This window comes from Leptolyngbya sp. CCNP1308 (genome assembly GCF_034932455.1).
In the GTDB taxonomy this organism is placed as follows: Bacteria; Cyanobacteriota; Cyanobacteriia; order Phormidesmidales; family Phormidesmidaceae; genus Nodosilinea.
In genome coordinates this window covers 206,887-220,404 of the sequence record NZ_JAYGIH010000002.1, presented here as the reverse complement: position 1 = coordinate 220,404, position 13,518 = coordinate 206,887, and the positions used below count along the sequence as shown (strand labels likewise).

Annotated in this window: 16 protein-coding genes; 5 read left to right on the top strand and 11 right to left on the bottom strand. The window is 57.9% G+C overall.

Going from position 1 to position 13,518, the window contains the following annotated elements; all coding sequences use genetic code 11:
- The 3 genes from VB780_RS02045 to VB780_RS02035 form a co-directional block, all read left to right on the top strand.
- The coding region (locus VB780_RS02045; protein WP_323349470.1) for a hypothetical protein at nucleotides 1–485 on the top strand (485 nt) is incomplete at its 5' end.
- Nucleotides 482–1,987: a hypothetical protein gene (locus tag VB780_RS02040; protein WP_323349469.1), complete on the top strand. Its 1,506-nt coding sequence runs from the start codon at nucleotides 482–484 to the stop codon at nucleotides 1,985–1,987. The genes VB780_RS02045 and VB780_RS02040, both read left to right, overlap by 4 nt.
- A 146-nt stretch (nucleotides 1,988–2,133) precedes the next feature.
- Nucleotides 2,134–2,349 carry a hypothetical protein gene (locus VB780_RS02035; RefSeq protein WP_323349468.1) on the top strand — a complete coding sequence of 72 codons (216 nt, stop codon included), beginning with the start codon at nucleotides 2,134–2,136 and terminating at the stop codon, nucleotides 2,347–2,349.
- A 326-nt stretch (nucleotides 2,350–2,675) separates the two neighbouring features.
- Here the strand turns inward: VB780_RS02035 and VB780_RS02030 are convergent, their stop codons facing one another.
- The 11 genes from VB780_RS02030 to VB780_RS01980 all read right to left on the bottom strand — a co-directional run bounded on the left by VB780_RS02030 (nucleotide 2,676) and on the right by VB780_RS01980 (nucleotide 11,719).
- Nucleotides 2,676–3,269 (bottom strand): FHA domain-containing protein, encoded by a 594-nt coding sequence (locus VB780_RS02030; protein WP_323349467.1) that lies wholly within the window; start codon nucleotides 3,267–3,269, stop codon nucleotides 2,676–2,678.
- Nucleotides 3,262–3,663, bottom strand: coding sequence for a hypothetical protein (locus tag VB780_RS02025; RefSeq protein WP_323349466.1), 402 nt, complete (start codon nucleotides 3,661–3,663; stop codon nucleotides 3,262–3,264). Before VB780_RS02025 ends, VB780_RS02030 begins: the two co-directional genes overlap by 8 nt.
- 2 nt (nucleotides 3,664–3,665) lie before the next feature.
- Entirely contained in the window at nucleotides 3,666–4,643 is a 978-nt protein-coding gene (locus VB780_RS02020) for a hypothetical protein (RefSeq protein ID WP_323349465.1), read from the bottom strand.
- On the bottom strand, nucleotides 4,624–5,094 hold the full coding sequence (locus VB780_RS02015) for a hypothetical protein (RefSeq protein WP_323349464.1): 471 nt from the start codon (nucleotides 5,092–5,094) through the stop codon (nucleotides 4,624–4,626). Before VB780_RS02015 ends, VB780_RS02020 begins: the two co-directional genes overlap by 20 nt.
- Complete coding sequence (locus VB780_RS02010; protein WP_323349463.1) at nucleotides 5,094–5,414, bottom strand: hypothetical protein; 321 nt, start codon at nucleotides 5,412–5,414, stop codon at nucleotides 5,094–5,096. The genes VB780_RS02015 and VB780_RS02010 overlap by 1 nt, the downstream gene beginning before the upstream one ends.
- Nucleotides 5,371–5,631 (bottom strand): hypothetical protein, encoded by a 261-nt coding sequence (locus tag VB780_RS02005; RefSeq protein ID WP_323349462.1) that lies wholly within the window; start codon nucleotides 5,629–5,631, stop codon nucleotides 5,371–5,373. The genes VB780_RS02010 and VB780_RS02005 overlap by 44 nt, the downstream gene beginning before the upstream one ends.
- Nucleotides 5,631–6,308: a hypothetical protein gene (locus VB780_RS02000; RefSeq protein WP_323349461.1), complete on the bottom strand. Its 678-nt coding sequence runs from the start codon at nucleotides 6,306–6,308 to the stop codon at nucleotides 5,631–5,633. Before VB780_RS02000 ends, VB780_RS02005 begins: the two co-directional genes overlap by 1 nt.
- Nucleotides 6,309–6,324: 16 nt before the next feature.
- Nucleotides 6,325–6,828 (bottom strand): hypothetical protein, encoded by a 504-nt coding sequence (locus tag VB780_RS01995; protein ID WP_323349460.1) that lies wholly within the window; start codon nucleotides 6,826–6,828, stop codon nucleotides 6,325–6,327.
- A 319-nt stretch (nucleotides 6,829–7,147) separates the two neighbouring features.
- On the bottom strand, nucleotides 7,148–8,725 hold the full coding sequence (locus tag VB780_RS01990; protein ID WP_323349459.1) for a hypothetical protein: 1,578 nt from the start codon (nucleotides 8,723–8,725) through the stop codon (nucleotides 7,148–7,150).
- A complete protein-coding gene (locus VB780_RS01985; protein WP_323349458.1) occupies nucleotides 8,725–11,409 on the bottom strand; it encodes a hypothetical protein in 2,685 nt (894 codons plus the stop codon). Before VB780_RS01985 ends, VB780_RS01990 begins: the two co-directional genes overlap by 1 nt.
- Nucleotides 11,410–11,419: 10 nt before the next feature.
- Nucleotides 11,420–11,719 (bottom strand): hypothetical protein, encoded by a 300-nt coding sequence (locus VB780_RS01980; RefSeq protein ID WP_323349457.1) that lies wholly within the window; start codon nucleotides 11,717–11,719, stop codon nucleotides 11,420–11,422.
- A gap of 552 nt (nucleotides 11,720–12,271) precedes the next feature.
- Here VB780_RS01980 and VB780_RS01975 point away from each other — a divergent pair.
- Both VB780_RS01975 and VB780_RS01970 read left to right on the top strand, forming a co-directional pair.
- A complete protein-coding gene (locus VB780_RS01975; protein ID WP_323349456.1) occupies nucleotides 12,272–12,877 on the top strand; it encodes a peroxiredoxin in 606 nt (201 codons plus the stop codon).
- A 104-nt stretch (nucleotides 12,878–12,981) separates the two neighbouring features.
- The gene (locus VB780_RS01970) at nucleotides 12,982–13,518 is read left to right on the top strand and encodes a peroxiredoxin family protein (RefSeq protein ID WP_323349455.1); all 537 of its coding nucleotides are present in this window, start codon (nucleotides 12,982–12,984) and stop codon (nucleotides 13,516–13,518) included.

The following is a 13,518-nucleotide window of genomic DNA, read 5'->3' as shown; positions in this document are numbered from 1 at the left end:
CTGATCGCCGCGATCGTAGACAGCAGCACCCGCCCCGATGTGCAGTACGTCCAGCCGTCGCGGGGGGGCTGGTAGTTATGACAAACACCGACCCCAACCGCCCCGAGATCATTACCCGCACCGCCTTCGGTGGTAAGTCTGCCGTCGCCCTGGGCGGCAATCGCTACAGCATCAAATCTGAGGCCCTTTACCGGGCCGCCAATGCGATCGCCATCCCCGCCCGGGGCCTGCTGGTCGATTCGGCCCTGTGGGTCACCACCCTGGCCGTGCTGTTTCGCCTCCCCTTCTCGCTGATGTATGAGGGCCTGGTGCCTTACTACCTCGGTCTCACCGCCATGCTGCTGACCCTGGTGCCGCCGGTAATGGCCATCGGCATGGTGGGCGAGGCACTGCCCAACCACCGCCCCGACTGCTGGTGCCGTATGGCCATGGTGCTCGGTGCTCTGGCGATCGCCACCAACGGATTTTGGATGAGGGCACTATGACTACCCGCTACAACTACGACCGCGCCGACTATCCCCTGCTTCAGGCCATCCGCATGCGCCGGGGCGTTCTGAGCTGGGGCCTGGGCCTCACCGCCTGGGCCCTGCTGTTGGGGAGCACCCTGATCGCAGAAGAACACGACAACCGCCTGCACTGGGTGCGTACTGGGCTGCTCACCGCCGCCCTGCCCATCGCCGCCCTGGGCCGCCTGGCCGTCGAAGACAGCGTCAAAGCGGGCCGCGTGCTGCTCGATTACGAGGATGTCACCGACGCCGGCCGTCAGCAGCTGCTCTGGCACGAGACCACCGATGAAGTGCAGCAGACCGATGCGATCGACGAGGCCGCGCCGGTCGAAATGGTCGATGCCTGGGAATATTTCGGCCAGGCCGCCAAAGACTGGCGCACTCACCTGGCCATGCTCTCCCCCACCGACACCGGCAAAAGCTCCTTCCTCTACCTGCTGTTTGGGGCCATGGCCAAAGCCAGACCCACCGTGCTCCAGGCCATTGAGGGCAAAGGCGCGAAATGGGCCGGGGTGCCCCCCGAGAACATCTGCCGCATTCAGTTCAGGCCCACCATAGAGAACGCCCATCAGCTCTGCTACCGCCTGCACAAAGTGCTCAACCTCATCCAGGCTCGGGTAGACCTGGGCGAAAACCAATGGGAAGGGCCGCAGCTGGTGACCGTGTTAGAGGAATACCTCACCCTCAGTACGGGGCTAAAGAAACGAAAAGGAGCCTTCGAGCCCTACGGCCTGGAGCTAGAGATCAGCGTAGAGGCCATGGCCGGGGTCGCCCGTGGCGGCGGTGGGCAACTGGTTGTTATCAGCCAAAGCCCGAACGCTGAAGACCTCAAATTCTCCGGCGGCGTTCGGCAAAACTTTCGCATTGCCTGCCTGGGCTCTCGCTTTGGTGGCTTCGATGCGATCGAAAACATGATCGGCAATTTCCGCTTTGTCAATGCCCGTCACCGCGATCGAATTGAGGCCGAGTACCAGGCATCGCGCAAACTGCTCTACAGCGATCGGCACCCCATTGTGCTGACAAACTTAATGGGTGAATGGCGCTGTTTCCCTCTCCCCTATCTTGATGAGAAAGCCTTGGCCTCGCTCACAATTGACTCGCTTCCCGTGCCACCTGAGTTAATCGAAGATGACGGCTGGCTCCCAGGCATTGATGAGATTGGCAGCAGTGACCCAGGCCCATCACAACCTGCCGCGATTAGTCGTCCCCAACCTGCTACCACAGCCATCGAGCCAGACGACGATGAGAAGCTCAATCTAGAGGCCATCGAAGGGATTATTTTTGAAGTGCTGGCAGGGGCTTCAGAGCCACTAAAAGCCCACGAAATCAAAGCCAAACGCCGCCCGCTTCGTTCTGTCGATAAAGACCTCTTCGCCAAAATTTTGGAGGGGCTCACCGAACGGGGAGACCTGCTCCGAACGGATGAGGAAAACCCAGGATATAGCCTACCCCCCAACTCTATTCTGACCGAACGGGGGTAAACGTTCGGAGCCGTTCGGAGCCTTTAAACATGGGCGTTCGGAGGCGTTCGGAGCCCCCGTTCGGAGCGTTCGGCTCCGAACGCCTCACCGAACGCTCCGAACGCCTCCGTACAGCAGCAGCAAATCTTAGAAGAGTGAGAGCAAAAATGCCTGAAGAACACTTCAAACGGTTATCCCTTTGGCAATCCAAGGCCGCCGCCATCACCGACGATTTCCTACGCTACTGCGCCGCCCTAGAGCACTTTGGAGAAGACAACAACTTTGCGGTGTGCTGGCCTGGCGATGTCCACTTTATCGACCGTGCCAATTCCATCACCTTTGAGGATATAGACGGCGGCATAAGAATAAGCATTGGGCGCTAAGCTAAGCTCACCACTCCACACCCCCCTGGCCACGGCTGGGGGTGTTTTTTTAACGCTTCTGCCTGGCCTTGGTTTTAGCGTCACCCTTACGCAGAATTCCAACCCAAAGCATCAATGGCGAGAAATTGGTACCCGTCCACTTAAAGTAGGTCGTCTTCCGCTCTCCTAGGCTGTGCAGGTGATCGTGAGCTGCAGACATCAGCACCAACGTTATCCCTAGCCCCATAGTCATGGCCTCAACGTTCATAACCGTCTCGCCTCACTTGCACTGTCCAGTACTCTTACCAGAGTCTTCCCAGTGGGCCTAATAGATTTCGTACAAAACCCTAACGTTGCGCCAAATCAATGAGCACCACTACAAACGCGGTCGCCGCAACCAGCACAATCAGCCGGTAGAACTTCCCCGCCACCGTAGAGCCCGAGATCAGCCACTGAGCCGCTAGATAGGCCGAATCGGCAAAGGTTCGAGGGGGCGGCGGCGCTGGTGGTGGTGGCAACGTCGCCAGGGGGCTGGTGCTGGCCACCGTCGCTGGCCCCTGCTCATCGGGGCTAATCGTATCCTGGGCATCCTCCACGCAATGGATGCGGGCCTCGGGCGTGCCCAGGTAAAACTTATCGCCAATGCCAATCACATGGGGCTTCTCTTCCAGCTTCTGCCCGTTGACGTAGGTGCCCAGGGCGCTGCCCAGGTCGCTGATAGACCAGCGGTTTGCCGCATAGCTATAGGCGATCGCCGCGTGCTTACGGCTCACCGTGCGAATCGAGATGGTCAGGTCAGAGGCAGGCGATCGCCCTAGCAACCACTCCACCGTGCCTCGCTCCTTGGGAGCCTCCAGGGCAAACGTCTCTCCGCGCCAGAGCACGTCCCCAAACTCATCTGGAAAGTAGAGCGTCAGCTTTGGCACAGCAGACTCAGTCATCAGAGAACACGACGGGGATGTTGTTTGCAGCGGCGATCGCCTGCCATTCCGCCGCCGCCGCCGGTGCCGGTGGGTAGTAGGTCGCCAGATGGTCGTAGATGCCCTGGAGTGCGGTGGCATTAGTGGCGATCGCCGCCAGCTTTAGATCCTCTCGCCAGTCGGCAGGCAGGGTCGCGGCCCAGTCCCTGAAGCCGGTATCGACCATAAGCGTTAGGCGAAAGTCTGACCAGTTGGGCGGGGCTGGCTCCGGCTCTGGCTCCGGTGGGGTGAAATCTTCCCAGTCGCCCGCGTCGTAGGCGGCCTGGAGCGCGGCGCGGGTGTTCTCGCTGCTGGTGTAGCTTTCAATGCTTTCGACCAGATGAAAACTGCCTGACGGCAGGGTTATTTTTATCATGGTTAGACCCTGCAATATCTGGCTAAGACATGCCCTACGGCCCAAGTACTGCCCGGAGTGCCTGTTGGGATCCTTGAGAAGCGTAACTGTGAATACTCGTAAACAGCATTGATTGGAGTATTAACCAGCATCGGGCTTGAATTAAACGTATATGAAGGCAAACTGTCTACGGCGGCATTATTAAATCGTCTTAGTAAAGGCATAAAAACGAGGAAGTTTGAGGCATCTATAACGCCGTTCACATTAAAGGCTTCAAACTGAAAATCAATCACATAGCGCTTTCTGAAAAGTGCCTCTGATATAGGTGTAACCGTCGTTGTGTTCCCCACAAGAACACTGCTGTTGATGGTGTGCTCTCGCAGGCTTACCCATTCGCTGACAGCTCCGAGCCATTCCCACTCGCCCTTAATCAGCCCCCCGGCGCTACGCTCGCGCCAGGTCGCCCCTGCCGCCGGGGCTGAGGGCTCGGCCTGCTGGTCATAGGTAAAGCCATAGGGAATGGCGGGCGGGCCTGAGAGGTCGCTGTAGGCTCCGCTGGTGGCCACTGTGGCCAGCCCAGAGACAGTATTTGCCGGTTGAGTGCCGGTGTGGTTAGCCCTGGCGCGGTTGGCCGTGTCGCGGGCGTTGAGCGCTGCTGTGGGCTCAAAGTCGGCAATCGCGGGCGCTTCAAGCTTGGTTGCTAGGGCGGCGGTGGTGCTGGCGGACAAGGTTGCGATCTCACCACTCAGGCCCACGGCATCGTTGACCAGCCCAGTGATCAACGTGTCCTGAGCCTCATCGTTCAGGATGAGGGCGGCGATCGCACTGTCTTGGGCCGCGTCGCTCGCCGTGAGGTCGGTGAGTGCCTCTGCCTCTAGCTTGGTATCCAGCGCCGTTTGAAGCGCCAAAAAGTTGGCGTTTATCTTCAAAGCTCCCTGTCTTGGTGGGTCGCCGGTGCCGTCGTTGGCCTCCGCTCCCGTATTAATCAATTCCAAGGACATCGGTTACATCCATCGTGGTGTCTTCCCGATCCCAAAAAGGAACGGTGTCGTTATCGGCGGCCAGCTCGAAGGGCACATCAGGCCGAACTAAATGCTCAATCTCAATCAAGAATGCAGGCTCTGGGTTTCGGCCCCGAAAGTTGCGATAGATGACCTTTTGCACCTCTGGCCGCCACTGTAGACCGCTACCACGCACCTCTCGGGGGATGTCGGCATCAATAACCAGCGACTCGGCGCGGGGGTAGACCCGCCGCGCCCTGGTATAGAACGTTTCGCCATCCTGAGTCGTTCTAAACCTCACCAGGGCGTAAGTCTTAAAGATGACCCCCACCCCTAAGTTCTTAGGCGTCACCCGAAACACTGCCTCCCCAGCGGTTGTTGGCGTGGCTCCGCTGTAGGCCCGCCAAACTTTCAGCTTAGGGGCGACTGTTCCCAGGCTCTGCCACGGCATTATCGACCGATCCTAAACGTGCCCAAGTCTTTCTCTTTGGCACTGTCAGGCTTATAAACCACCTGCACCGGAAAGCAGAAAGGGATACCCCCTGGCCGCTTCAGAATAAAGCGGTAATCGGTGGGGTTGAGGCTGGGCAATTTCGCCTCTTTCCGGGCGGTCTCTATGGCCTCTAGTGCCGCCCCAATGCCGCGCAGCTTGCGGATATAGGCAGGGAAAAGGGCACTAGGGTCTACCTCTGGCTCTGGGGCCGCTGCTGGGGCATCTAGTGCCGCCTCAGCCTCCGATGATGACGCCTTCGAGCGCGTCGTCGTGGGCATCGATTTCGTCTTGTCGCTCGTCGAGCTCTCCGTCATGGCAATACTCCAGCCAAGTTTGGCGATCTACAGCTTCCATCAGGCCCAGGGAACCGGCCCGGCAAATCAGATAGGTCTCCCCATTGGTACGCTCGGCTTCTTTCCGCCAGGTGGGAACGGGCGGAATCTCGGCCAAGGCCAAGTTAAATTCGAGCGTACCGGGAAGGATGAGGTCAGTCATTAGGGAAGAACAGCAGCGCCATATTCGACAAACTCGGGGCTGTCGATGTTGTACCCAGCAGCGATCGCCGCTGCTTCGGCATCGGTGGCAAAGTAGGTGCTAAAGACCCCGCCATTGTCTTCAATCGAGCAGCGGCCTGGCTTGGTGCGTGAGCCGGTGACCAAAGCATTGCGCTCAAGTGTGGTAGTAATTTGAGCGGCTGATAGAAGCCCCAGCACGACAGCAACGCGGTCAAAGTCCACCCGGTTTAGAGGGAAAGCATAGAGAGCCCCGTTGCTCAATTCGGCAATGGCCGTCACACTGCGTTTGCCGTCTACGTTGGCCGTTAGGCGCACGCCCCGAGCGGCTTTAGCCAACGACCAGCCGCCAGCCGATGCCGCCGCCAGCGAGGTATGCCCCACAAAAGTGCTAGTGGAGCTGGGCTGAGAAATGGGGGCGGTGGGGTCGCGCTTGACCACTCGGGCGGGTTTGGGCGAGTTGGCCCCGGTGACCATGATCGCGTTGGCGACCGCAGCGGCCTCAACTGCCGTCAGGTGCCCCAGCTGGGTCTTAATGTCAGCAGCAGAGATGCCAGTTCGGGCTGCGAGGTCTACGGTTTTCCAGCCGTAGTGAAAGACCGAATTGAGAGAAACAAAGGTCAAAACGTCGCGCAATGCGCCGCGTGTATATTCGGGCATGGGTTAGGTCTCCTGATTAGAGTAGGTAAGGATCAGCGCCGTAGTTCACGTTGCCAGAACCTGCATCAAGGTTGAAAATAACGGGCAGACTAAATGAACCTTGATAAAGGCCGGTGTCGCTGTTATACGTGCCGGTTACATAGTTTCTAGAGCTGGGGTTTAAAGAGGGGTTGCGCTCCAAGTTTTGGAGATGCATTAGCACTTCCAGAGCATATTTCTCAGGAGTGTTTCCTTTGAAGGTTCCGCCCGTTCCTTCCTGAAAGCCAGCCCCTACTAAATAGGGGTTTACGCTTAAGGTAAGATTGCCGCTGCCGTCGATGGCTTGAGTTACAGAGAACTGATATGTTCCACTGAACAAAAGAGCCTGCTGATCATGACTGGTTAGCACATTTGTAACCTGCCCCGGATTGGTCACCTCAGACAATTGTTTGAGGGAAATAAAGCTCAATATTTCGTGAGCTTGCCCCTCTGCTGTTGTCGATTTGATAGTCCCACCCGTGCCAGGCGTAACAGATGCCATAAAAGCTCTAGAAACTGCTTATGACAAGGAGTCTAGCCTATCCATTCAATCTGTCAACAGGGGTATTTACTTAAGCATTTCCGAGTGGAAGTACGCTACAACCTGAATAGTTAGTGGTCATTGCACATGAGGTAAAAAGAGGCTTAAAAATTCATGGAACTTTTACTGTATCCAAGACTAAGTACACGCTCAAGACGAGCAATCAAGCGGAGAAAAGGGCGGTTTGGCAGGCCAGTGGAATATAGGCCATACGGCAACCTCGTTAGACGACTTTCTCAAGAGACTGGGCAGTCGCCAGAGTGGGTTTTAGACCAACTGGCTAGGGAGAGGCAATATCTGCTGAGTCAGCCCGCCGGAGCAGCTCTGTGATCCGCTGTTCAAAATCTGGTGGCTGAACCGAGCGCCAAAGGTCAAACCGGGCGCGTTTGTCGATGTAGTTTCCTTCTCTGCTGGGGCTTCCCCGGTCTAAATAAAGGGTTCTCTGGCGGTTAATGATGCTGACATGGCCGGGGTAAACCCTGGTTATGTCCTTAAACATCTTTGGATTCTTGAGGCGTTCGGCCTCCTTTTTCTCTTCTGTGACCGAGAGGGTTTTAATTTCAGCGCTGCTAAGCGTGAGGAAGGCCCTCAGCCGGTCTTCGGCCTCGTCTGGGGTGCCGCCATAGACTTTTAGGCTGCCGCCGTTGTCGAGCCGAGCAGTGGCCTTGAATCGGCCCCATAGATAGCCGTTGGGGCCGCCGCAGACCTGGCGCAGCCGATCCCAGTCGAGCTTGGCCCGTTCTATATCGGCAATGGTGACGGTAACCCTCACCAGGGATTCGGTTCCTCGCCTCGAATAGGGTGGGGTTTTGAGGCTGTAGAGATTAAATTGCAATCGCAATCCGTCGAGGGGGCGGGCGCGAATGTATTCGTCGAGGGGCTGGCCGATCACCTGCCCAATATCGCGATCCTCCACCATCTGGTGGGTAGTGAGCACTGTGGTGAGCTGCCCTCTTACCTCGCTCTCTGGCCCCGCCAAAACAAACTTTTCGGCATCGTTCTGGCGGTTGGGGGTGACTTCTACCACTCGCTGGGCTTCCCTGGTGAGGCTTTGGCCCAGCTTCTGCTGGGCGTAGTAGCCCTCGATCGAGTTGGCCACCACGTAACCGGCCTCTATGCAGGCGTCGATCGCCTCTTCGATCAGCTCTTCGCTGAAGTTTTGCCAGAAGGTGCTGGGAATCTTTTCGATCCGCTCCTCTACGGCCTGGGCAAATGACCAGCTCTCAGAGTTAGAGGCTCCCCATTTCTCGCGCACGTCATCGGCCCTGCCCCCAAACAGCAGGCCGCCAATGGGGTTTTTGGGGTCTTTGAGCCAGCGGCGCGCACCTTTGTACATCCAGCCAGCGGTTTGCCGGGCCAGGTTTCGCAGCGATAGCCGAATAACGTACGCAATCTCGAAGGTCAGCTCTTCAAAGGCCTCTTCGCTCACCTCCTTCAGCACGTAGGCGGCCAGGCGCTCGTCAAAGGCAAATAGCGACGTGGCGGGCACGATGCCGCACGCGAAAAAGCCGATCGCGTTGCCAGCGGTGCCCCCCAGAATACCGCCGTAGGCACTCCATCGGGCTTTGGCCTGCTGGTCGATGCGATCGTCGGGGATGTTCCAGTCGAAGTAATACAGCTCGATCGCCGCACTGGTGAACATCGACCACAAGTTGCTGAGGCTGAAAACCAGCGTGGGAATTTGGGCCAGGGCCGCGCCGATCAAAAAGCCCCGCAGGTTACCCCAGGTGAAGTAGCTGGCGATCTGCTTACCAGCCTGAAAGACCTTTTCTAGAAAGCCTTTGGCCCCACTGCGAGCACCAACCTGCAATCGGGTGGTACGGCTATAGAGCTGCCCTACGGTGAGCGTGAATCCCATTAGGTATTGCCCTCCCCAGGGCTGCGATCTTTGATTTGTGGCCCCTCGGTGGGGGGGCGTCCGTAGGGGTTTGCGTCGCCGGTGCTGCCCCTAAACCCTTCTTCTACCTGCTTTAGGTAGGCTTCCCAGTCGCTGTCGTTGCCGTCGCCGGCGGCGGCCTGATCCACAAAATCGCCCTGCCCACGGATGTTTTGGCGCAGTTGGGTTTTGAGGTCTCCCTTGGGGTCGAGCTTCCGCCAGTAGACGGCGCGAATGATGGCGGCGGCCTGTAGCAGCTCGGCAAAGATGGCTTTGATGTCGGTGTTGTCGGTGTTCTCAAAGCCTTTGATTTTGGCGGTGCTTTCGCTCAATAGCCCGTCTGAGAGGTCTTTGCCGGGGGTGTAGGTCAGCGGCATATCGACGGAGTTGGGGCGGTTCTCATAGCCCAGGAAATCGGCGTTGGCCTTGGCTACCAGGTGGGCCAGGTGAGCTTGCTGGGTTGCACTCCCGGCCTGCACCATGGCCCTGCTGCTGGTGTTGAGGATTTGGGCGGCGGTGACCTGCTGGCTCACCAGCATGCCGACCATTTCGGCAACGGCCTCGGCGACGTTGGGCATGCCGACGGTGGTAGTACCTGCCGGGGTGGGGATGGGGATGCCCACGGGCCATTTGCCCAGCACGCCGTCGAGCTGCTGCACTTGCCAGAGGTGCAGCTCGGCCAGCGAGCCGATCATGAGCTGGCCGGGGTTGTCTTTGGCGATTTGGTCGGGGACGCTTACCGGCATGCCGTCAAACCCAATGCCTGTCTTGATTTGCTCTAGGCGCTTGATGATGTCAGGGTTTGCGGGGGGGATGCAGCAATTGTTAGAGAGACTTGGAGCCTGTTCTACAGGGGGAGTATTCAGATCAACATTGGGGTTTTCACTAGGCGGTGTGCCAATTTGAGGCCCACTGGGGGTAATAACAGGCTGCTCACTGCCAGAGGGAATTTTGACTGGCGTAGCGACTAACCCGGTGCTGTTGCTGCGATTGACTGGGGAAAGGAACGGAGAGCCGCCACCGAGAGAGCCTGATCTGGCGGCTAGGCCAATGCCTGCACCAGCACCGATAACGATAGGGATGATCGTAGGGCTCAGTCGTGGAGCCGTCTCACGGGGCGATTCGAGATCGGTGGGAGTAGAGTCCGGCGCAGTGGGGGATTCCGGATCAGATGTGGGAGTAGGGCTAAAGTTGGGAACTGAATCTGGGGGAGCTAGGGGAGTGGTGTCGGGTACGGACTGAGGATCGGTGCCTGGCCAGGGGGGGTCAGATGGTGTGGGAGTAGGTTGGGAAACTGGCGGCGGTAGAGGGCGCGGCGTAGTGTCGGCTGGCTGCCTTGCTGGGTTGGGAGCACGAACAGAATCTGTCCCGCCCGGTGGATCGCCGCCTGTGTCAGGTTGTCCATCAACGCGAGCGATGCTTGTAATCGAGGCCGTCTTGTCAGCATTCCAGACCGATCCGCCAGCGCCAGTGAAATACCATCCAGCACCAGCTAGTGCCTGGCACGTTGTGCCTGTTCCAGGGTTAGGAAAAGATCGGCTAAAAACCTCAAGCCGACCACCTCCGGAGATAGTTACAGTCCGAACCCCACCGATAGGTCCACGGGCTCTAAAGACAGTGGTTGCCCCCCCAGAACTGCTGACATTAACGAGGTAGCAAACCCCGTCGCTTTGCCCGCCTGTGAAGGGAGGGGGTTCGCCGTAATTCACGATCGACCCTGCATCCATTGCCGCAGGGTCAAATTCATTGGGGTACTCGTCAGGGCCTCCAAAGAAGTCGGGGATTAGATCGTCAATAAGGCGACCTAATCCGCCGCCTAAAGACGAACCAACGCCAGCACCAAGGCCACCTCCTATCCCCCCGCCCAGATAGCCTCCAACGGCTGCACCGCTAACGGTGCCAACAATGGGCGCGGGGATAGTGCCAACAGCCCCACCAGCGGCACCGCCTAATGCTGCGCCACCAAGGGCACCGCCAATGCCGCCTATTGTGCCGCCGATACCAGCACCAGTACCCTCCCAAAAACCGGCCCCTCCTATCCACGCCCCCGCAGCTGCACCGCCGCCGTAGAGCGCCCCTTGCCCAGCGCTGGCTAAGGCTTCGGGCCTGGACAGCAAGGGCTGCCCCGGCGGCTTAACATTCCGGTTTATCGGCTGCCTCAAGGCTTCGCCTACGGGAGCCACAGTTCGAGTGGGTACTGCCAACGCCCCTCCCTGCGCTGGGGCTGGGGCAAACGCTCCGCCCCCAGTGGGAATCATTTCTACCGTTACGCCCCTTGGTAAGGGCGTATCCCAGGCAGAACCTGCATTCGCTAGTTGCTGCTGATAAGAAGCGGCGTAGCGCGTTCTGGCCTGCGCGTCAAGTTGACTATGTTCGGCAAAAAACTGCTGCCGGGAAACAGGTTGATTGGTTGTAGGAGATCTGTAGGGCTGAGATGCCATCGCCCTCTGAGCCATTTGGGTCGGCTCGGCAGGATCGTAGCGGTTGGCGGCATCAATCCACGCTTGCTGTTGCAGGGCTGATTGGCGACTTAAGTAGTTTTCCTTGGTCAGTATTTGACCGTCGCCCATGCGAACGTAGCCCTGACCCTGGTACCGAAAGTATTCGGGTTGAGCCGCAGGAGATTGACTTGGCGAGCCCCAGTTAACCGGCTGGCCTAAGCTCATAAATAATCACCTAGGGCAGGAACGATGTAGGTATAGCTGCGTTTGAGATTTCCTGAGACTCCTGCCAAAACTTTGTGGTCTGCTCTCGCCAGCTATCAGAAAGAGGGAGGGAGGAGCGAAAGATAATGCGTTCGCTTTTATCAGCTGCGAGACCATCTTGAGCGGTGATCAGTGGCACTAATGGGGCCGCCTCCGACTCTTGATAGCGAGAGTTCTTGTGCAGTTGATACAAGATGCCAAGTGACCACATGGCCAACTTCTCTACGGTATTAACGCTAGCAGGTAGGTTTGCCGGTGCAAATGTGGTCATAGAGTCTCCGATTTAACGAGCCAGTAACAGACGAATCCAATGGAAAACATACGTCCAAGCCAAGCCCAGAGAACCCCAGACAAGGATTGCTTGACTCCAATTCTGAAAAGGGAAATAGAGAGGCCGCTTTCGTTGGGGCTTGTTCATGAGTAAAAACTAGGCAAGGCACAAATCTCCCCTAATTCTGCTCTAGATCCCGAAAGTTTTCCCTAAGCTATAGAGGCCGTTTAGGCAGCGTTTTAGGCTATCACTGGAGTAAGCTAACCGGAAACCCTGCTATCATTGACCTCGGGAAATCTGACAGGGGGACTCATAAGCCCTTGGTCGCGTGTTCAAATCACGCCTGAGCCATTTTAATTACTTTACTAAGGAGTCTTCTGAGCCTGCTTGTTCTCGGCTGAGGTGCATCGGCGGTGGAGCGCTCAAAGTCTTCTGGATCTGTGCCGATGGGGCGAGGCTGGAGCGGGTATGGACGCCAGCAGCGGTTTTCTTTTGCCCAGGTACTATGATGGTACTGCGCACCCGGTGGTACGACCTTGAGGGGATGAACCCATGCCTGAGTTGAGAGATGACTGTTTACGGGTGGGCCAGATGGCCCCCGACTTTAGTGCAACCGCCGTAGTCGATCAGAATTTTGAGATCGTTAAGCTATCCGACTACCGGGGCCGCTACGTGGTTCTGTTCTTCTATCCCCTTGACTTTACCTTTGTCTGCCCCACGGAAATTGCAGCCTTTAGCGATCGCTACGATGAATTTAAGGCTCTCAACGCTGAGATTTTGGGCATCTCTGTAGACAGCGAATTTGCGCACTTAGCCTGGATTCAAACTGAGCGTAAGCTAGGAGGCGTAGGGGATCTCAACTACCCCCTAGTGTCTGACATTAAAAAAGACATCAGCACCGATTACAACGTGCTCGATCCCGACAGCGGGGTAGCGCTACGGGGGCTGTTTATCATTGACCGAGATGGGGTGCTTCAGCATGCCACCATCAACAATCTGGCCTTTGGCCGTAAGGTCGATGAAACCCTGCGGGTTTTGCAGGCTATTCAGCATGTGCAGGCTAACCCCGATGAAGTTTGCCCGGTTGATTGGCAACCTGGGGATAAAACCATGAACCCCGACCCGGTGAAGGCGCGGGAATTTTTTGCTGGGGTCTAGCGGCACTGTAGCGATTCCGGCACGGATACTCGTTCCGAGTCGGTTCCCGAACGCTCCGCGAATCGCCCCTGCCATGCCGCTGTTGTACAGTCATTTTGAGCCTGATGACCCCAATCGCACCCCCCCCAGGCCAATCGGCTCCCTGGCGCTATTGGCTGCCGTTGCCCCCGCGCTTAGGCTTGCCCCTCGGCCAGATCTCCCCCGACTTTGCCCTGTGGGATGTCACCTACCGGCGCACCGTGCGGTTGGCTAACTGGCGTGGCAAGCAGCCGGTGGTTTTGGCCTTTTGCCGCCTTTTAACGGAGGTGGCCTACAGCCCTCAGCGATACGCCTCGCTGGTGGCGCTGAATCAAGCCTACGAGCAGTTTCGCAACGCTGGGGCTGAAGTGTTAGCGATCGGCAATCAGCCCCAGCGCCAGACTCAGGCCGTAATAGATGACCTGGGCCTAACGTTGCCGATGCTGTGCGACCCTACCGGGGCAATCTTTCGGGCCTACCATACCGGGCAGGCTCTGGGGGCACCGTTACCGGCCCAGTTTGTGCTAGACGCCCAGGGGCGACTGCGCTACTGCCACCTGTTTTCGCTGCTGCACTCGGATCCAAGGCCAGCGGCGCTGCTGGCAACTCTCAACAAGCTGTAG